15 protein-coding genes are annotated in these 19,066 nt (G+C 66.0%); 11 read left to right on the plus strand and 4 right to left on the minus strand.

Going from position 1 to position 19,066, the window contains the following annotated elements; genetic code table 11:
- Positions 1-40 precede the first annotated feature (40 nt).
- The 3 genes from ACZK2G_RS04150 (at position 41) to ACZK2G_RS04160 (ending at position 2,387) form a co-directional block, all read left to right on the plus strand.
- Positions 41-1,039 (plus strand): DNA-directed RNA polymerase subunit alpha, encoded by a 999-nt coding sequence (locus ACZK2G_RS04150; RefSeq protein WP_004145453.1) that lies wholly within the window; start codon positions 41-43, stop codon positions 1,037-1,039.
- A gap of 197 nt (positions 1,040-1,236) precedes the next feature.
- Positions 1,237-1,620 (plus strand): 50S ribosomal protein L17, encoded by a 384-nt coding sequence (gene rplQ / locus ACZK2G_RS04155; protein ID WP_004145464.1) that lies wholly within the window; start codon positions 1,237-1,239, stop codon positions 1,618-1,620.
- Between the two features lie 260 nt (positions 1,621-1,880).
- Positions 1,881-2,387, plus strand: a complete 507-nt coding sequence (locus tag ACZK2G_RS04160) for a disulfide bond formation protein B (RefSeq protein WP_046983713.1) — start codon at positions 1,881-1,883, stop codon at positions 2,385-2,387.
- A gap of 65 nt (positions 2,388-2,452) precedes the next feature.
- Here the strand turns inward: ACZK2G_RS04160 and ACZK2G_RS04165 are convergent, their stop codons facing one another.
- Entirely contained in the window at positions 2,453-4,579 is a 2,127-nt protein-coding gene (locus ACZK2G_RS04165) for a TonB-dependent receptor (RefSeq protein WP_136639355.1), read from the minus strand.
- A gap of 221 nt (positions 4,580-4,800) precedes the next feature.
- Between ACZK2G_RS04165 and ACZK2G_RS04170 the strand changes: the two genes are divergently transcribed.
- Positions 4,801-6,192 carry a class II 3-deoxy-7-phosphoheptulonate synthase gene (locus ACZK2G_RS04170; protein WP_295379044.1) on the plus strand — a complete coding sequence of 464 codons (1,392 nt, stop codon included), beginning with the start codon at positions 4,801-4,803 and terminating at the stop codon, positions 6,190-6,192.
- 634 nt (positions 6,193-6,826) lie between these two features.
- Positions 6,827-7,966 carry a mechanosensitive ion channel family protein gene (locus ACZK2G_RS04175; protein ID WP_136639357.1) on the plus strand — a complete coding sequence of 380 codons (1,140 nt, stop codon included), beginning with the start codon at positions 6,827-6,829 and terminating at the stop codon, positions 7,964-7,966.
- Between the two features lie 60 nt (positions 7,967-8,026).
- Here ACZK2G_RS04175 and ACZK2G_RS04180 read toward each other — a convergent pair whose 3' ends face one another.
- From ACZK2G_RS04180 to typA, 3 genes are read right to left on the minus strand one after another with little or no spacing between them, the layout of a single operon-like run.
- Positions 8,027-9,649: an amidase gene (locus ACZK2G_RS04180; protein WP_136639358.1), complete on the minus strand. Its 1,623-nt coding sequence runs from the start codon at positions 9,647-9,649 to the stop codon at positions 8,027-8,029.
- Positions 9,650-9,690: 41 nt separating this feature from the next.
- Complete coding sequence (locus ACZK2G_RS04185) at positions 9,691-10,158, minus strand: DUF2127 domain-containing protein (RefSeq protein ID WP_012510161.1); 468 nt, start codon at positions 10,156-10,158, stop codon at positions 9,691-9,693.
- Positions 10,159-10,169: 11 nt separating this feature from the next.
- On the minus strand, positions 10,170-12,017 hold the full coding sequence (gene typA / locus ACZK2G_RS04190; RefSeq protein WP_012510162.1) for a translational GTPase TypA: 1,848 nt from the start codon (positions 12,015-12,017) through the stop codon (positions 10,170-10,172).
- 274 nt (positions 12,018-12,291) lie between these two features.
- On the opposite strand from typA, the gene ACZK2G_RS04195 reads away from it, so the two are divergent.
- From ACZK2G_RS04195 to ACZK2G_RS04220, 6 genes are all read left to right on the plus strand, one after another.
- The gene (locus tag ACZK2G_RS04195) at positions 12,292-12,783 is read left to right on the plus strand and encodes a peptidylprolyl isomerase (protein WP_136639359.1); all 492 of its coding nucleotides are present in this window, start codon (positions 12,292-12,294) and stop codon (positions 12,781-12,783) included.
- A 118-nt stretch (positions 12,784-12,901) separates the two neighbouring features.
- On the plus strand, positions 12,902-13,888 hold the full coding sequence (locus ACZK2G_RS04200; protein ID WP_136639360.1) for a malate dehydrogenase: 987 nt from the start codon (positions 12,902-12,904) through the stop codon (positions 13,886-13,888).
- Positions 13,889-13,980: 92 nt separating this feature from the next.
- Positions 13,981-14,595 (plus strand): RluA family pseudouridine synthase, encoded by a 615-nt coding sequence (locus tag ACZK2G_RS04205; RefSeq protein ID WP_426354266.1) that lies wholly within the window; start codon positions 13,981-13,983, stop codon positions 14,593-14,595.
- A gap of 653 nt (positions 14,596-15,248) precedes the next feature.
- A complete protein-coding gene (prpE, locus tag ACZK2G_RS04210; protein ID WP_136640051.1) occupies positions 15,249-17,129 on the plus strand; it encodes a propionate--CoA ligase in 1,881 nt (626 codons plus the stop codon).
- 222 nt (positions 17,130-17,351) lie between these two features.
- A complete protein-coding gene (locus ACZK2G_RS04215) occupies positions 17,352-17,855 on the plus strand; it encodes a hypothetical protein (RefSeq protein ID WP_136640050.1) in 504 nt (167 codons plus the stop codon).
- A gap of 45 nt (positions 17,856-17,900) precedes the next feature.
- A complete protein-coding gene (locus ACZK2G_RS04220) occupies positions 17,901-18,956 on the plus strand; it encodes a suppressor of fused domain protein (protein ID WP_136640049.1) in 1,056 nt (351 codons plus the stop codon).
- The last annotated feature ends 110 nt before the right edge of the window (positions 18,957-19,066 follow it).

Here is a 19,066-nt window from a genome sequence, read left to right on the forward strand (position 1 = left end):
CCCCGGCGACGGCCGGGGGTTCACTAGGAGAACCCGCAACATGACGGTTACCGCCAACCAGGTTCTGCGTCCTCGCGGTCCGCAGATCGAACGCCTTACCGACACCCGTGCAAAGGTCGTTATCGAACCTTTGGAGCGGGGTTACGGGCATACGCTGGGTAATGCCCTGCGTCGCGTGCTGCTGTCGTCCATCCCGGGCTTCGCCATCACGGAAGTCGAAATCGACGGCGTGTTGCATGAGTACACCACGGTCGAGGGTCTGCAGGAGGACGTGCTCGAAGTCCTGCTGAACCTGAAGGACGTGGCCATCCGTATGCACTCCGGCGACAGCGCCACCCTGTCCCTGTCCAAGCAGGGCCCGGGCGTTGTCACCGCTGCCGATATCAAGGTCGACCACAATGTGGAGATCCTGAACGGCGACCATGTCATCTGCCACCTGACCAAGGACACGGCAGTCAACATGCGTCTGAAGATCGAACGTGGTTTCGGCTACCAGCCGGCTGCCGCGCGTCGTCGTCCGGACGAAGAAACCCGTGCCATCGGCCGTCTGGTCCTGGATGCCTCGTTCTCGCCGGTTCGCCGCGTCGCCTATGCCGTGGAAGCGGCCCGCGTCGAGCAGCGTACCGACCTGGACAAGCTGGTCATCGATATCGAGACCAACGGCACCATCGATGCCGAGGAAGCCGTGCGCACCGCCGCCGACATCCTCAGCGACCAGCTGTCGGTGTTCGGTGACTTCACCCACCGCGACCGCGGTGCGGCGAAGCCGGCCAACAACGGCGTGGATCCGGTGCTGCTGCGCCCGATCGACGATCTGGAGCTGACCGTGCGTTCGGCCAACTGCCTGAAGGCCGAAAGCATCTACTACATCGGCGATCTGATCCAGAAGACCGAAGTGGAGCTGCTGAAGACCCCGAACCTGGGCAAGAAGTCGCTCACCGAAATCAAGGAAGTGCTGGCCCAGCGTGGCCTGTCACTCGGCATGAAGCTGGAGAACTGGCCGCCGGCCGGCGTCGCCAGCCACGGCATGCTGGGCTGATAACGCCTTTCTGCAAGACCGCATGGCCCCGTCGGCAACGGCGGGGCCATTGCACCCAGGCAACACCGCCACGACGAACGAAGGTTCGCGGGCAGGTCGTCCAGGATGGATGGCCAGGACCAACCGCAGTCCGCGCAGCAACGCCATGAAGGCGACAACGATCCGCACAGCCACATCATTAACCAAGGAATATCACCATGCGTCACCAGAAGTCTGGCCGTAAGTTCAGCCGTACCAGCGCCCACCGCGAAGCGATGTTCAAGAACATGGCCGCCTCGCTGTTCAAGCACGAGCTGATCAAGACCACCCTGCCGAAGGCCAAGGAACTGCGCCGCGTTGCCGAGCCGCTGATCACCCTGGCCAAGGTCGACTCCGTCGCCAACCGCCGTCTGGCCTTCGCCCGTCTGCGCGACAACGAAGCCGTGGGCAACCTGTTCACCATCCTGGGCCCGCGCTACGCGAATCGTCCGGGCGGCTACCTGCGCCTGCTGAAGTGCGGCTTCCGCGCCGGCGACAACGCGCCGATGGCCTACGTCGAGCTGGTTGACCGTCCGGTCGTGGCCGAGGCAGTGGCCGAGTAATCGGACCGCTCCAACGCGACACAGCGAAAGCCCGGCCTCTGCCGGGCTTTTGCGTTTCCAGGTGTCGGATCTCTTCCAGGGGGCGGATCCCTTTCCGCAGGAAAGGGCTCTGACCCCATGCCCGTAGCACAGCGGGTCCGGGCCCTTTGCGTTCGCAAAGAGCGTCTGACCCATACCGTTCCGACAGGCGTCACCTGCAGCGGTTCGAATGGCGCGCACTCTCGGTTACGCTTGGCGCCTGATCCGTTTGAGCGTTGACGATGAATCCATTGCGCTGGCCCTTCCGCGCCCAGTTCTTCCTGGGCTTCCTGATCTGCGCGGGCCTGCTTGGCTACGCGATCTTCCTGCAGCTGAAGATGGGGCTGGAGCCGTGTCCGCTGTGCATCTTCCAACGCCTGGCGTTCGCCGCACTCGGCCTGCTGTTCCTGATCGGTGCACTGCACGGGCCGTCCAACCGCGCTGGCCGCGCGACCTATGGCGTGCTGGCTTTCATTGCCGCGGCGGTGGGCGTCGGCATCGCTGCCCGCCACGTCTACGTGCAGATGCTGCCGCCGGAAATGGGCGCCACCTGTGGCCCGCCGCTGAGCTTTCTGAGCGAGACCATGGGGCCGCTGGAAGTGTTCCGCACGGTGCTGACCGGTACCGGCAACTGCGGCAACATCGACTGGACCTTCCTGGGCCTGACCATGCCGATGTGGTCGGGCGTGTGGTTCGTGCTGCTGGCGCTGTGGGCACTGGTGGTGTCGCTGCGCAAGGTCAAGCGCTGAAAGCAGGTTAGTGCCGGCCGCTGGCCGGCACACCGTGGGAATGCCGGCCAGCGGCCGGCACTACCTCAGAAGTCCTGCTGCAGGCTCAGGTAGGCGCCGCGGCGCGGCCCCCACTGTGGTGCGAAGACGCCCACGCCACCGCCATCGCGCAGCTGGTAGCTGCGGTCCAGTGCGTTGATCACCGCCAGCTGCACGTGCAGTGGATGGCCGCTGTCGGCATTGAAGTCATGTCCTGCACTGAGGTTCACCTGCAGGTATGACGGCAGCTCTCCACCGTTGGGGACGCCCTCGACATCCGAACGCAACCCGCTGCCGAACACGTAGTTGGCACCGATCCGGTTGTGGCCGGCGAAGGCGTAGCTGAAGCCGCCTGACGACGTCAGCTTCTGGTCGTGGTCCAGGTGGATCCAGTGGTTGGCCACGTAGGCCAGCGCCTCGGGATCGAGGTTGTACTGGCCGGTGATGACGTCGGTGCCGATCGCCTTGCTCAGGGCGGCATTGACGTAGGCGCTGAACGGGCCGTTGCTGTAGTCGGCACTGAACTCCAGGCCACGGATGTGGCCGCGGCGGTAGTTGAACGTCGAATAGATGTACGCGGCGCCGAACTGGCCTTCATCCTGCAGCCGCGCAACACGGCGGTCGTACGCGTCCAGGCCCAGGGTCAGGTGCTCGCCCAGCTGCTGGGAGACGCCGATGTCGTAGTAGTCGCTGCGTTCGGCCAGTGGCGTGCTGTTGCCTGCGCTGGACTGCTGGTTGCTGGTGCCGTCGTACAGGGCGATGTCGCTGCTGGCGATCAGTTCACTGGCCGGTGGCGTGAAGTAGCGCGAGTAGCCGGCGTGCACGGTGGTGCTGCTGCTGGCATTCCAGACCACACCCACGCGTGGGCTGAGCTGGCCCTCGGTGTGGCCAAAGGCCTTGTAGTGGTCGCCACGCAGCCCGTAGTTCACGGTCCAGTCGTCGCCGATCTTCCATTCGTCCTGCACGTACAGCGCCAGCGTACTGGCGTGGAACGCGCTGCGATCGGGAATCAGCCGTGGCGTGGTGCTGGACTGCTGGCCGTCGGCGCCGACCGGGAACACCCAGCTGTCGTTGCTGGCCCGCGCGTTCTCGTAGTTGCCGTACAGGCCGTAGCGCAGGGTGTGGTTGTCGCCCAGTGGCGTCGAGAAATCGGCCTGCAGGGTGTTGGCGCGGTTGCTGCGCTGGACCTGCGAGGCGACGCCACTGAACACCAGGTCGCCGGCCACGTCGGGATTGAAGCCGACATCGCTGTAGCGCTGGCCGGCGGACAGCTGGTAGGCGGTGCTGCCCAACGTGCCTTGCAGCACCAGCATGCCGAAGCGGGTGGTCTCGCGCTGGGTCTCATCCAGCTGGCTGGAGTCGAAGGTGGTGGTGTCCAGGTAGCCGAACTGTGGCGTCTGGCCGGGGTTGACCGGAATCTGGAAACGGTTGTTGGCGAAGCCGGCGAACACGCTCAGGCGGGTGTTCTCGTTGACCAGATAAGTGAGGTCGGCGAACGCCTTGCCCTGGTGGGTGTCGTCGTGGAGCGGCCTGCGTGAGTTGGTCGGGTTCTCCAGGCCGACCTCGTTCTGGTCGTAGTTGCCGGTCAGGAACCAGCTCCAGCGCCCCTGTGAGCCCCACCAGGAGGCATTCGGATTGACCTTGCCGAATGAGCCCGCGGTCAGCCCGGCGCTGCCGCCGTTGCCCAGCTCGGCGCCACTGCGGGTAGTGATGTCGACCACCGCAGCAGTACGCTCACCAAACTGCGCCGGCAGCGCGCCGTCCATCAGGCGGATGCTCTTGATGGTGCGCGCATCCAGGGTCTGGCCGAAGCCGGAGATCGATTCGGGCAGCAGTACGCCGTTGATGCGGTACTGCAGGTTGGCGTGGTCGCCGCGCACGTGCACGCCGCCGTAGGAGTCCTGGACCACGCCCGGGGCCTGCAGCAGCACTTGGCTGAGCGGGGCGGAAGCGCCCAGCGGCTGCTTCTGGATGTCCTCGGCGGTGATCTGGTACTGGCTGCTGCCGATGTCCGGTGACAGGGCGTTGCGGGCCTGGTCGAGCTGAGCACTGACGGTGACCGTATCCAGGTCCTTGACCGAGGTTCTGTCGTCATCGGTGGAGGCCGCGAAGGCGGGCAGGCTGGCCAGGGCCAGGGCGAAGGTGATGCCGGTAGCGAGGGGCGAGGGCTTCATGATGGGAAGAGTGATGGCAGGGCGTGGAAGGGGCCGATCCATGACATGAGAGTGTTACTCCGTAACAAATCATGCGCTTGTCCCGGGCGGCTGACCATGCTCGATCTGGCTGCTCGCGTCGGCCTTTCTCTGCCGTTCAGGCGGCCGCGCCGGACCGGTTGGGCCTTTGCGGCAGCAGCTGGCGATGCGACCATGGCGGCCCCCCACCCCGGAAGTCTGCAATGAGCCTGTCCGCCGTTCCGCCCGTCCCCGAACCCGCTGCGACCGCCGCTGGCGCTGCCTGGTCGCCGGAGAGCTGGCGTGGCAAGACCGCGCTGCAGATGCCGACCTATCCCGATCCGGTGGCGCTGGACGCGGCCCTGCACGAGCTGAAGCGGCTGCCGCCGCTGGTGACCTCCTGGGAGATCCTGGCGCTGAAGCAGCAGCTGGCCGACGCCCAGGAGGGCAAGCGCTTCCTGCTGCAGGGCGGGGACTGCGCCGAGAATTTCAGCGACTGCGAGTCGGGAACCATCTCCAACCGGTTGAAGGTGCTGTTGCAGATGAGCCTGGTGCTGGTGCACGGCCTGCGCCAGCCGGTTATCCGCGTCGGCCGCTTTGCCGGCCAGTACGCCAAGCCGCGTTCGGCCGATACCGAAACCCGTGATGGCCTGACCCTGCCCAGCTATCGCGGTGATGTCATCAACGCGCCGGCCTTCACCGAAGCGGCGCGGCTGCCGGATCCGAAGCGGATGCTGCAGGCCCACGCGCACTCGGCGATGACCATGAACTTCGTGCGTGCGCTGATCGACGGCGGTTTCGCCGACCTGCACCACCCCGAGTACTGGAACCTGGAATGGGTGAGCCATTCGCCGCTGGCCGCCGAGTACCAGAAGATGGTGGCGTCGATCGGTGATGCGGTGCACTTCATGGAGACCCTGGCCGGGGCCCGCGTGCACAACCTCAACCGCATCGATTTCTACACCTCGCACGAAGCGTTGCTGCTGCCCTACGAGCAGGCGCTGACCCGCCAGGTGCCGCGCCAGCAGGGCTGGTTGAACCTGAGCACGCACTATCCGTGGATCGGCATGCGCACGGCCGCACTCGATGGCGCGCACGTGGAATACCTGCGTGGCGTGCGCAACCCGATTGCGATCAAGGTGGGCCCGTCGGTAACCCCGGACCAGCTGCTGCGCCTGATCGACGTGCTCAATCCGCATGACGAGCCGGGCCGCCTGAGCTTCATCCATCGCATGGGGGCGTCGCAGATCGCGCAGAAGCTGCCGCCGCTGCTGGATGCGGTCAAGCGCGACGGTCGTCGCGTGCTGTGGGTGTGCGATGCGATGCATGGCAACACCGAGAGCACCGCCAACGGCTTCAAGACGCGGCGCTTCGACAACGTGCGTGGCGAAGTGGAGATGTCGTTCGATCTGCATGCGGCCGCAGGCACGCGCCTGGGCGGCGTGCACCTGGAGCTGACCGGCGAAGACGTGACCGAGTGCACCGGTGGCGCGCGTGAGCTGACCGAGCGTGACCTGGAGCGCGCCTATCGTTCGACGGTGGACCCGCGGTTGAACTACGAGCAGTCGCTGGAGATCGCGATGGCGATCGTGCGCAAACAGGAACAAGTGCGGTAAGTGTGTTTCGGCAGGGCTGCGCCCTGCACCTGCCGGAGGCCAGAGCAACGTCAACGTCAAAAGCGGGCTATCCGTGGGTTGGCGGGGCGGTGTCGGAGTGCGGGGACGCCGCAAGTACGTCCCTGTAGGCTTGGCAGCCGCATCCATGCGGCTGACACCCCGCAATCCGACACCGCCCCGCCTTCGACAGTTTTCCGGTGTCTGTTGGATTCACGCCATGCGTGGATGAATCTCCATCGGAATCGAATATTTCGAATTGAATTTGAAGAGCATCCACGCATGGCGTGGATCTACGTGTCGACCAAGGTCGACACCCACCAACAGCGGCGGGAAATTGTCGAAGGCGGGGTGGGGCCGGTTGCGGGGGTGTAAGCGCCATGGATGGCGCGCCCAAGCCTCCAGGGACGGATTCACGGCGTCCCCCGCAACCGGCCCCACCCTGCCATCCCGCAGTAAACCGGCCTTTGCTTTTGCTGTTGCTGTTGAGGTTGCCGGCCAGCGGCCGGCACTACCGCGGGTGCAGGGCGCAGCCCTGCCGAATACCTCCGCCTACATTCTGCTTACGAACGGCTGACATCGCGCTCATGGTGCATGCGCCACGCTGGCTCCTTGATGCAGACAGCGAGAATGCGCAGTGATATGGCAACACCTGCAGCAGTATCTGTGGCCGATCGGAACCGCTTTGGTGGTCGGTGGCCTGGGCGCTTGGGTCGTACTGGCACTGTACCGCCGCCTGCGCGGGCGTGACCGGCGCCGCGCGCGCATTGGCCGGGTGATCGGACCGCCGCTGGCCCTTGCACTGCCCCTGCTGTTGCTGGTGCCGGCGCTGCAGGCCACGCCATTGCCGGAACACACGCTCGATCAACTGCTGCGCGTGCTGCACATCGCCCTGACTGCCTGCTTCATCTGGTTGCTGGTTCGGGGCGTTGCGGCGGGCGAGCGCGCGATCCTGCGCAGCCATCCCATCGATGTCTCCGACAACCTGGAGGCGCGCCGCATCCAGACCCAGACGCGGGTGCTCAGCCGTGTGCTGATGGGCGGCATCATCGTGCTGGGCGCGTCGCTGGTACTGCTGACGTTCCCGATGGTGCAGAAGATCGGCACCGCGCTGCTGGCATCGGCAGGCCTGATCGGCCTGGTGGCCGGCATCGCGGCCAAGCCGGTGTTCGGCAACCTGATCGCTGGCCTGCAGATTGCGGTGACGCAGCCGATCCGGCTGGATGACGTGGTGATCGTCGAAGGCGAGTGGGGCCGTATCGAGGAGATCGGCAGCAGCTACGTCGTGGTCCGCATCTGGGATGAGCGACGCATGGTGGTGCCGCTGACCTGGTTCATCGAGAACCCGTTCCAGAATTGGACGCGGCGCAGCGCCGATCTGCTCGGCACGGCGTTCCTGTGGCTGGACTACCGCGCCCCGATCGCGGCGATCCGCACCGAGCTGGAGCGCATCTGCCGTGGTGAGGCGCTGTGGGATGGGCGGGTCTGCGTGACCCAGGTAACCGAAACCAGCGAACGGGCAATCCAGGTCCGCCTGCTGGTCAGCGCACGCAGTTCCGGTGATGCCTTCGACCTGCGCTGCCTGGTACGAGAGCGGATGCTGGATTTCCTGGCGCGCGAGCATCCGCAGTCGTTGCCGCAGGTGCGTGCGCGCGTGCAGCACGAAGACGAACTGGACATGCCGCGAGGACCTCGCGCACGCACCGCGGATGTACGGTCGCCGGGTGCGGAAGATGGTGAGGCGGCGATCGTGCCGGAGGAGCCTGCGGATCGGTAGTGCCGGCCGCTGGCCGGCGCCCCGGGATCTGCTGGCCAGCGGCCGGCACTACCACGCCGATCAAGGCTCGCCAGCGTCGATCAGCGCGTCAGTATCGAAGTGCGGCGGCCGTCGTGCGCGGGTGCGCTGTTCGTAGGCATAGGCCATCTCGATCAGCTTCGGTTCGCTCCAGGCGGTACCCATGAACAGCAGGCCGACCGGAAGGCGATCGATCTGCCCCATCGGCACGCTGAGGCTGGGATAGCCGGCTACGGCGGCAACGCTGTAGCTCTCGCCAGGGAAGTCGTCGCCGTCACTGCGGATCGGCCACGCCACGCCCGTGGTCGGTGCCACCAGTGCATCGAGCTGATGGGCGGCGAGGGCGGCATCGATGCCTTCCGGGCCGGCCAGGCGGCGCGCATCGGTCCGCGCGCGGATGTAGGCCGGGTCGGCCAGGCCGGCGGTGGCATCTGCCTCAACCAGCAGTTCCTGGCCGAACAGGCCCAGTTCCTGCTTGCTGTGTGCCTGGTTGAAGGCGATCAGTTCGGCAAGGCTGCGCAGCGGCGCGCGATGGGTGCTGAGGTAGCGCTCCAGGCCGGCCTTGAACTCGTACAGCAGCACGCTGCGTTCGGCCTCGGCCCAGGCGCCCTGGTTGGGCAGTTCCACCGGCACCACCACTGCGCCGGCGCGGCGCAGCTCGGTGGTGGCCTGTTCGATCAGTGGCGGCATGCCGCGGTACTTCAGCAGGGGCGTCTGCAGCAGGCCGATGCGCTTGCCACGCAGGCCCTGCGGGTCCAGGCGCGCGGTGTAGTCGTAGACCGCGCGGCCAGGCATGGTTGCGGTGGCCGGGTCGGCGTCATCGCGACCGGCAATGGCGGTCAGCACGGCGGCGGCATCGGCGACGCTGCGTGTCATCGGCCCGGCGGTGTCCTGGCTGAAGGAAATCGGGATGATGCCGTCGCGGCTGACCAGGCCGACCGTCGGCTTCAGGCCGACCACGCCATTGACCGCAGCCGGGCAGACGATGCTGCCGTCGGTTTCGGTGCCGATCGCCACGCTGGCGAGGTTGGCGGCTACGGCCACTGCGCTGCCGCTGCTGGAGCCGCAGGGCGAATGGCTGAGGCGGTAGGGATTGCGGGTCTGGCCGCCGCGCGCGCTCCAGCCGGACACCGAATCATTGCCGCGGAAATTGGCCCATTCGCTGAGGTTGGTCTTGCCCAGCACCACGGCACCGGCCTCGCGCAGGCGACGTACCAGATAGGCGTCGTCCGGGCGGAAGCCCTGCAGCGCCAGCGAGCCGGCCGTGGTGGCCATCGGCGCGGCGTTGATGTTGTCCTTCAGCACGACTGGGATGCCGTGCAGCGGGCCGCGCAGGCGACCGTCACGACGCTCGCGATCGCGTTCGGCGGCTTCCTTCAGTGCATCCGGGTTGAGTTCGATCACCGCGCGCAGTCGGGGGCCGGCACGGTCCAGCGCGGCGATGCGCTGCAGGTAGGCCTGGGTGAGGGTGGTGCTGTCCAGTTCGCCGGCGGTCATCCGCGCCTGCAGGTCGGCGACATCGGTTTCGGCGTAGGGGAATGGCACGTTGCGGCTGGCAGGTTCGGCGGCGTGGGCGCTGGGCGTGGCCGGGCTGCAGGCAGCGACAAGCAGCGCAGGCAGCGCAGCGAGCAGGCAGATCAGGAGGGGCGGCAAGGACGGGCGCATGGGGCGGCTTGGTCGGCTCCAATCCCCAGTGTAGCCGGAGCTCAGCGGCGGCGCTTGCGCAGGTCGCGGGCCAGCACGTAGACCACGATCAGGTTGATCGCCAGGATCGTCCACGAGGGCCAGCCAGGATGGCGGATGATCGCGAAGATATCGAACGGCAGGTACAGCGAAGCGGTCAGGCAGCCCAGCCAGGAGGCCCAGGCCTTGGCACGCCACAGGCCCCAGGCTTCAACCAGATGCAGCAGGCCGTAACCGATCATCCCCGCCGCGGCCAGGTGCACCGCGTCGGGGCTGATCATGTGCAGCAGCGAGGGCAGGGTGCCATGGTCCGGATCCAGGCTGAAGCGCCGGATCAGGGCCATGATGCCGTGCCGCAGCGGCTGCGGTCCGAGCACTTCCAGCCCGGTTGCGGCCAACAGCGCCAGCATCGCCTTGCTCGCTTCGAGCAAGGCGATGACGTGCAGACCCGGATGCCGGTGTGGATCCGGGTTGTAGCCGCTCTGGTTCACGGGGTGCTGGCTCAGCCGCCGCGCGAAGCCTTCTTGCGGTCGCTTTCGGTCAGGAACTTCTTGCGCAGGCGGATCTCCTTGGGGGTGATCTCGACCAGCTCGTCGTCTTCGATGAAGTCCAGGGCCTGTTCCAGCGAGTACTTGATCGCCGGGGTCAGCTGGATCGCATCGTCCTTGCCCGAAGCGCGCATGTTGGTCAGCGGCTTGGTCTTGATCGCGTTGACGGTCAGGTCGTTGTCCTTGGAGTGGATACCGACCAGCTGGCCTTCATACACGTTGTCGCCTTCAGCGGCGAAGAGCTTGCCGCGCTCCTGCAGCGGGCCCAGCGAGTAGGCCGGCGTGGCGCCCGGCGCATTGGCGATCATCACGCCGTTGATGCGCTTGGCGATCGCGCCCTGCTCCTTCGGACCGTAGTGGTCGAAGACATGGAACAGCAGGCCCGAACCCTGGGTGAGGGTCTTGAACTCGTTCTGGAAACCGATCAGGCCACGGGCCGGGATCTGGTACTCAAGGCGCACACGGCCCTTGCCGTCCGATTCCATGTTCTTCAGCTGGCCCTTGCGGGTGCCCAGCTTTTCCATCACGCCGCCCTGGTGGATTTCTTCGATGTCCACCACCAGCTGCTCGATCGGCTCCATGGCCTGGCCGTCGATCTGCTTGATGATCACTTCCGGGCGCGACACGGCCAGCTCGTAGCCTTCACGACGCATGTTCTCGATCAGCACCGACAGGTGCAGTTCGCCACGGCCGGAGACCAGGAACTTGTCGGCATCTTCCAGCTGTTCAACCTTCAGCGCGACGTTGTGGACCTTTTCACGGTCCAGACGGTCCTTGATCTGGCGGCTGGTCAGGAACTTGCCACCGGACAGGTCCTTGTTACCGGCGAACGGCGAGTTGTTGACCTGGAAGGTCATCGAGATGGTCGGCTCGTCGACGGTCAGTGCCGGCAGCGCTTCCGGGGTGTCCGGGGCGCACAGGGTGTCGGAGATGGTCAGCTCCTGGATGCCCGAGATGGCGACGATGTCACCGGCCTCGGCCGAATCCTGCTCGATGCGCTCCAGGCCCAGGAAGCCCAGCACCTGCAGCACCTTGCCGTTGCGCTTCTTGCCTTCACGGTCGATGACCGCGACCTGCATGTTCTTCTTCAGGGTGCCGCGCTGGATGCGGCCGATGCCGATCACGCCCACGAAGTTGTTGTAGTCCAGCTGGCTGATGCGCATCTGGAACGGGCCTTCCGGATCGACTTCCGGCTTCGGCGCGTGCTGCATGATTGCTTCGTACAGCGGGGTCATGTCGCCGTCGCGCACGGTGTCTTCCAGGCCAGCGTAGCCGTTCAGGGCCGAGGCGTAGACGATCGGGAAGTCGAGCTGCTCATTGGTGGCGCCGAGCTTGTCGAACAGGTCGAACACCTGGTCGATCACCCACTCCGGACGCGAGCCCGGGCGGTCGACCTTGTTGACCACGACGATCGGCTTGAAGCCCATCGCGAAGGCCTTCTGGGTGACGAAGCGGGTCTGCGGCATCGGGCCGTCCATCGCGTCGACGAGGATCAGCACGGTGTCGACCATCGACAGCACGCGCTCGACCTCACCGCCGAAGTCGGCGTGTCCGGGGGTGTCGACGATGTTGATCCGGTTCTTGATACCGGTCTTCTTGTCTTCCCAGGTGATGGCCGTGTTCTTGGCCAGGATGGTGATGCCGCGTTCCTTTTCCTGGTCGTTGCTGTCCATCACGCGCTCGGCGAGGACGGTACGCTCGGACAGGGTGCCGGACTGCTTCAGCAGCTGGTCGACCAGGGTGGTCTTGCCATGGTCGACGTGGGCGACGATGGCGATGTTGCGAAGATTTTCGATGGACATACGAAAGGGGGCCAGTCGGCGCCGGATTTGGAAAAAGAAGTCCAACATTATACGTCGAAGTTGACGATTGGCGAAAACCCGGATTTCACATCGGTCATGGTGCCCATTCAGCTGGGTGTCCCCCAAGCTGGGCCGGGGCCTGGGGGCCGTAGGTCTGGCCTCCCCCTTCCGGAGGCTGAAGCAGGGATCTGCGCCCATGGTCGAAGCCGCCGTCGCCACGAGGCGGGTGTAAACTAGGTGGCTAGACGCATTCCCCTCTGCATCAAGGATCTTCATGTCCCTCATCGCCACTTTCGACACCACCCAGGGCCCGATCAAGGTCGAGCTGTTCGCTGACAAGGCGCCGCTGACCGTTGCCAACTTCGTGAACCTGGTCAAGCACGGCTTCTATGACGGCCTGATCTTCCACCGCGTGATCGCCGACTTCATGATCCAGGGCGGTTGCCCGCAGGGTCGTGGCACCGGTGGCCCGGGCTACAAGTTCGAGGACGAGAAGAACGGCGTGAAGCACGAAGTCGGCTCGCTGTCGATGGCCAACGCCGGCCCGAACACCAACGGCAGCCAGTTCTTCATCACCCACATCAAGACCGATTGGCTGGACGGCCGCCACACCGTGTTCGGCAAGGTCCTGGAAGGCCAGGCCATCGTCGATTCGGTCAAGCAGGGTGACGTGATCCATTCGATCACCCTGGAAGGCGATACCGACGCCGTGCTCGCCGCACAGGCCGACCGCGTCGCGGAGTGGAACAAGCTCCTCGCCGCCTGATCCCCCTTCGAAACGGCCACCCATCGGTGGCCGTTTCCCTGTTCCCCGCCGCCCGCCAGGCCTGCTCGGCCACGCCCGCGGCGTTCCATCAAACGCTTGCAAGCAAGAGGAAACCCCCATGAAAGCACCCGTTCGTGTTGCCGTGACCGGCGCCGCCGGCCAGATCGGTTATGCCCTGCTGTTCCGCATCGCCTCCGGCGAAATGCTGGGCAAGGACCAGCCGGTCATCCTGCAGCTGCTGGAACTGCCGGTCGACAAGGCCCAGGCCGCCCTGAAGGGCGTGATGATGGAGCTGGAAGACTGCGCTTTCCCGCTGCTGGCCGGCATGGTCGGTACCGACGACGCCGAAGTGGCCTTCAAGGACGCTGACATCGCCCTGCTGGTTGGCGCGCGTCCGCGCGGCCCGGGCATGGAGCGCAAGGACCTGCTGCTGGAAAACGCCAAGATCTTCACCGCCCAGGGCGCGGCGCTGAACAAGGTCGCCAGCCGTGACGTGAAGGTGCTGGTGGTAGGCAACCCGGCCAACACCAATGCCTACATCGCCATGAAGTCGGCCCCGGACCTGAAGCCGGAAAACTTCACCGCCATGCTGCGCCTGGACCACAACCGCGCCCTGAGCCAGCTGTCGGCCAAGCTGGGCAAGCCGGTCGGTGGCATGGAAAAGCTGGTCGTGTGGGGCAACCACAGCCCGACCATGTACCCGGACTACCGTTTCGCCACCGCCGATGGTGCGTCGATCGCCGATGCGATCAATGACCAGGAATGGAACGCCAACACCTTCATCCCGACCGTGGGCAAGCGCGGCGCGGCGATCATCGAAGCCCGTGGCTCGTCCTCGGCGGCTTCGGCGGCCAACGCAGCCATCGACCACGTGCGTGACTGGGTGCTGGGCAGCAACGGCAAGTGGGTCACCATGGGCGTGCCGTCCGACGGTTCCTACGGTATTCCGGAAGGCGTGATCTTCGGCTTCGCGGTGACCACCGAGAACGGCAAGTACACCCTGGTCAAGGATCTGCCGATCGACGACTTCAGCCAGAAGTACATCGACAAGACCCTGGCCGAGCTGGAAGAAGAGCGCTCCGGCGTCGCCCACCTGCTGGGCTGATGCGGTCTGTGCCGGCAGCTTGCCGGCACTGCCTGAAATGAAACGGGGAGGCTTCGGCTTCCCCGTTTTCGTATGGAGCACCTGGCAACGACATGATCCATCTGCATTACATCGACGACACGCTGCTGGTGGCCGAGAAGCCGGCCGGACTGCTGTCCGTGCCCGGTCGCAGCGCCGAGAACCAGGACTGCGTGATCGCACGGCTGCAGGCGCTGTACCCGGACGCGCTGACCGTGCACCGCCTGGACCAGGTGACCTCGGGCCTGCTGCTGCATGCGCGTGGCAAGGACATGCAGGCGGCGTTGTCGATGCAGTTCGAACAGCGCCAGGTCGGCAAGCGCTACGAAGCGATCGTGCAGGGGGAGCTGGACGCCGAAGCCGGTGAGGTGGATCTGCCGCTGATCGTGGACTGGCCGAACCGGCCGAAGCAGATGGTCGACCACGAACGCGGCAAGCCGGCGCTGACACGCTGGCGTGTACTTGCCCGTGATGTTGAAGCGCAGCGCACCCGCGTGGAATTGGAACCGATCACTGGCCGCAGCCATCAGCTGCGCCTGCACATGGCCAGTCTCGGCCATCCCATCGTTGGTGACGTGCTGTATGGCGCAGAGGCAGCGCAGCGCGTGTGCCTGCATGCACGGAAGCTGCAGTTCACTCATCCGGTGACAGGCGAGGTGCTCGCGTTCGAGTCTGCGACTCCGTTCTAGAAGGGTAGGGTGTTCGGCAGGGCTGCGCCCTGCACCCTGCTACGAACCGAAGCAATGCCAAAAGCCAAGGCAGCTCTGGTTTTCTGCGTGTTGGGCGGGGCGGTGTGGGTTGGCAGGACACGCCGTTAACCCATCCATGGGGGCTCGATGGCGCCATCCATGGCGCCAACGGTCCTGCCAACCCGCACCGCCCCGCCTTCGACAGATCTCCGGTGACGGAGGTCTGTCCGCGCTTTGCGTGGATCAAATCCATCGGAATCGAATATTTCGACAATTCATCGAAAAGCATCCACGCATGGCGTGGATCTACGTGTCGACCAAGGTCGACAGCTACCAACAGCAGCCCAACAGCAGCGGGAAATTGTCGGAGGCGGGGAGGGGGCAGATGGCGGGGGCGTGAGCGCCATGGATGGCGCGACCGAGCTTACAGGGACGTACTTGCAGCGTCCCCCGCCATCTGCCCCCTCCCCGCCAAACCCGGAATCTGCCATTGCTGTTGCTTCGGCTGTTGCAGTTGCCATTGCCGTTGCCGTTGCTTCGGCGGGTGCAGGGCGCAGCCCTGCCGGCAACACACCCCCTACCAAGGTAGGGCGGCCCGCGCGGCAGCGCCGGACTATCCTCGAACCCATGACTTTGTCTGGGAGGGCTGCGTCATGAACTACGAGGAAACCTACCGTCGCTCGATCGACGAGCCGGAGGCCTTCTGGGGCGAGGAAGCCAAGCGCATCCATTGGCACAAACCGCCGCAGCAGGTGCTCGACTACAGCAATCCGCCGTTCCGGCGCTGGTTCGTCGGTGGCGAAACCAATCTCTGCTACAACGCCGTCGACCGCCACCTGGCCGACCGCGCCGACCAGCTGGCGTTGGTCGCCATCTCCACCGAGACCAACAGCACCCGCGAGATCACCTATCGCCAGCTGTATCGCGAAGTGAACGACTTCGCCGCCGTGCTCAGGCACCTGGGCGTCGGTCACGGTGACCGCGTGGTGATCTACATGCCGAACATGGCCGAAGCGGTATTTGCCATGCTCGCCTGCGCGCGCATCGGTGCGGTGCACTCGGTGGTGTTCGGCGGCTTCGCCGCGCACAACCTGGCGCTGCGCATCGACGATGCCAAGCCCAAACTGCTGATCGCCGCCGATGCCGGCATGCGCGGCGGCAAGCTGATTCCGTACAAGGCGATGGTCGACGCGGCCTGTGCCGAGGCCAGTAATCCGCCGCCACATGTGTTGATCGTGTCGCGTGGGCTGGACCCGGCAGAACCGCGTGTGGCGGGGCGCGATGTGGAATACGCCACCCTGCATGCGCAACTCGGCGAAACCGATGTGCCGGTACAGTGGCTGGAATCAAGCGAGCCGAGCTACCTGCTGTACACCTCCGGCACCACCGGCAAGCCGAAGGGCGTGCAACGCGATGTCGGCGGCTATGCGGTGGCGATGGCGCAGTCGATGGAGACCGTGTTCGACTGCCGGCCAGGGCAGGTGATGTTCTCCACCTCCGATGTCGGCTGGGCGGTCGGCCATTCCTACAACGTGTACGGCCCGCTGATCGGTGGCTGCACCTCGCTGCTGTACGAAGGGCTGCCGACCAACCCGGATCCGGGCATCTGGTGGGCGCTGTGCGAGCAGTACAACGTGCGCACGATGTTCTCTTCGCCCACCGCCATCCGCGTGCTGAAGAAGCACGACGCGGACTTCATCCATCGCCACGACCTGGGCGCACTGAAGTACCTGTTCCTGGCCGGCGAGCCGCTGGATGAACCGACCGCGCACTGGATCAGCGAGGCGCTTGGCAAGCCGATCATCGACAACTACTGGCAGACCGAAACCGGCTGGCCGGCGCTGACCCTGCTGCCGGGCCTGGAGATGAAGCCGGTCCGGTTCGGTTCGCCGGGCTTCCCCAATCTCGGTTACCGCATGAAGGTGATCGACGAGAACACCGGCGAAGAAGTGGCGCCGGGGCAGAAGGGCGTGCTGGTGATGACCCCTCCATTGCCGCCGGGCTGCATGAGCACGGTGTGGAACGACGACAGCCGCTTCCTGCAGAGCTATTTCAGCCACTTCAAGGAGCTGCTGTACAGCTCACTGGACTGGGCGATCCGCGATGACGATGGCTACACCTTCATCCTCGGCCGCACCGACGATGTGATCAACGTGGCCGGTCACCGGTTGGGTACGCGCGAGATTGAAGAAGCCATCTCCAGCCATCCGCGTGTGGCCGAGGCCGCCGTGATCGGGGTCAAGGATGAGCTGAAGGGGCAGGTGCCGCTGGTGTTCGTCACCCTCAAGCAGGGCCTCGATGGTGAGGATCCGGCGCCGGTGGTGGCCGAGATGATGGCCACGGTGACCGCATCGCTCGGTGCGGTTGCACGCCCGGCGCATGTGCACGTGGTCAACGCGTTGCCCAAGACCCGCTCGGGCAAGCTGCTGCGGCGTTCGCTGCAGGCGCTGGCCGAGCAGCGCGACCCGGGCGACCTGTCGACGCTGGATGACCCCGGAGCGCTGGAGGAGATCCGCCGCGCGCTGGGCCGCTGATCCGGTAGTGCCGGGCGCTGGCCGGCAACCTCGGGAATCATGGGGTTGCCGGCCAGCGGCCGGCACTACCCTCCGCGCCCAGAACATGCGCTAAGCTCGGACTGTCATCGACCTGCAACACGCGGCGCGCGCCGGGGAAGGCGCGCCCCGTCCGGGGATGGCACACAGGGGGGCGTGCCCGCAAGGGTGCGCCGGCATTGCGCATCGAGGGAGGGGGAGGCAATGGCATTGCTGCACGCCAAGACGGCTGCTGGCCGTCAGGAAATAGAGGACCGTGGCCGGCGCCTGCCGGCGGCACTGCGTTCGATCCTGCTGATGGTTGACGGCCATCGCGATGACACCGAACTGCGCGGCCTGTTCGAAGGCCTGCGCGCACCACCCGATGCACTGGAGCAGCTGGCCGCACAGGGCCTGATCGAAGTGATCGGCGGAAGTGCCGAGGTGACACCGCTGCGTGGCATCAGCACCGGGCGCGAACAGGATCCGGCGCTGTACCAGCAGCTGTACGACGCGATGAGCGAGGCCGTGCGCCGCCACCTGGGCCTGAAGGGCTACTTCATGCAGTTGAAGATAGAACGCTGCACCGATGCGCTGGCGCTGGAGCGCTTGTGCCCGGAACTGCTGGCGGCGGTGGGCAAGGCGCGCAGCCCGGCGCTGGCCCAGCGCTGGTGGCAGGAAACCCAGGCGGCCGTGGTGAATGACGGTGGCGAGGTCGTGCAGGCCTGAGCCACCGCGTAAAGTGACCGGTTCACTTCCCACAAGGAGTCTCCCGTGCAGGACGACCACGACGACACCGACACCCCAGGCTGGGACGCGATCAACGCCGCGCTTGCGCCGTTGCATGCCGGCCAGGAACCGCGGCATTACGGCACTGCATTGCCATACACGCTGGGTGGCCAGGATCCCCTCGATGGCATCAGCGTGTACTGGGCGGATGCGCCGGTCCCGCACTGGCACTACATCACCTATGGATTCTCCGAGCTGTACGCCAAGGAGAGCAGCGATGCCGCCAACAGCGGTTATGGCTTCGAACTGACGTTCCGCCTGGCTGCGAGCACCGGCGAGACCACAGGCAGTGAGCCGCCGGTGTGGCCGATGAACCTGCTGCAGAACCTGGCGCGCTATGTGTTCGGCAGCGGCAATGTGTTCGAGGACGGTCACCACCTCAATGCCAATGGTCCGATTGCGCTGGAGACCGACACGCGGTTGTGCCACCTCGCCTTCATCGCCGACCCGCAGCTTCCCGCGCGTGATACCGCCAATGGTCATCTGCAGTTCCTGCAGCTGGTCGGGTTGACCGACGAAGAAATGGAGGCGGTCAAACGCTGGTCGACGCGCGGTGTGCTGCAGGTGCTGCAGCCGGCGATGCCGCTGTGGATCAGCGACCTGCACCGCGGCAACCTGCTGGACGATGCGGGGTTGGCGCAGCAGGTGAGGGCCGGCAGCGAGCGCGAGGGCTCCAGTACCGGCATGTTGTTCATCGAGACACTGGATTGGCGGCAGGAGGCGGGCATCACTACCCTGGTGCTGGGGGCCGGCCAGGTCGCCAGCGTGTGCGAACTGCTGCCGCTGCGCCTGCGCCATGGCAAATCGCTGGAACTGGTCAGCCGCGAGCGGCAGTGGGAATTCATTCCGGCCGGGCGCAGTGACGTCGGCGACGTGTCCGCCGACAGCGCGCGCTGGGCACTGGATGAGCCGGGACTGCAGGCGCTGGCGGGCGTGCGTGCCGAGCGCGGTATCTACCCGGTGGCGGCGGCGCTGCGCATCGAAGTGGTGCCGACCTACCTGCGCGATGCCAAGGGCGAAGTGATCCGCCAGATCGGCTGATCGGGTCGATGGAGCCGATGGGTCAGAGCCGCCTGCTGCGCAGACGGTTCCGACCCCGCCTCGGGGCCTCTGGGGCCGGATCCGCTCGCCACGCGAACGGCTCTGACCCC

Source organism: Stenotrophomonas sp. 107298_Sma, from assembly GCF_056480345.1.

Excerpts from the sequence above, each read along its gene's own strand:
- ACZK2G_RS04150 (WP_004145453.1), top strand. The coding sequence starts at position 41 with ATGACGGTTACCGCCAACCAGGTTCTGCGTCCTCGCGGTCCGCAGATC.
- rplQ (WP_004145464.1), top strand. The coding sequence starts at position 1,237 with ATGCGTCACCAGAAGTCTGGCCGTAAGTTCAGCCGTACCAGCGCCCAC.
- ACZK2G_RS04160 (WP_046983713.1), top strand. The coding sequence starts at position 1,881 with ATGAATCCATTGCGCTGGCCCTTCCGCGCCCAGTTCTTCCTGGGCTTC.
- ACZK2G_RS04165 (WP_136639355.1), bottom strand. The coding sequence starts at position 4,579 with ATGAAGCCCTCGCCCCTCGCTACCGGCATCACCTTCGCCCTGGCCCTG.
- ACZK2G_RS04170 (WP_295379044.1), top strand. The coding sequence starts at position 4,801 with ATGAGCCTGTCCGCCGTTCCGCCCGTCCCCGAACCCGCTGCGACCGCC.
- ACZK2G_RS04180 (WP_136639358.1), bottom strand. The coding sequence starts at position 9,649 with ATGCGCCCGTCCTTGCCGCCCCTCCTGATCTGCCTGCTCGCTGCGCTG.
- typA (WP_012510162.1), bottom strand. The coding sequence starts at position 12,017 with ATGTCCATCGAAAATCTTCGCAACATCGCCATCGTCGCCCACGTCGAC.
- ACZK2G_RS04195 (WP_136639359.1), top strand. The coding sequence starts at position 12,292 with ATGTCCCTCATCGCCACTTTCGACACCACCCAGGGCCCGATCAAGGTC.
- ACZK2G_RS04200 (WP_136639360.1), top strand. The coding sequence starts at position 12,902 with ATGAAAGCACCCGTTCGTGTTGCCGTGACCGGCGCCGCCGGCCAGATC.
- ACZK2G_RS04205 (WP_426354266.1), top strand. The coding sequence starts at position 13,981 with ATGATCCATCTGCATTACATCGACGACACGCTGCTGGTGGCCGAGAAG.
- prpE (WP_136640051.1), top strand. The coding sequence starts at position 15,249 with ATGAACTACGAGGAAACCTACCGTCGCTCGATCGACGAGCCGGAGGCC.
- ACZK2G_RS04215 (WP_136640050.1), top strand. The coding sequence starts at position 17,352 with ATGGCATTGCTGCACGCCAAGACGGCTGCTGGCCGTCAGGAAATAGAG.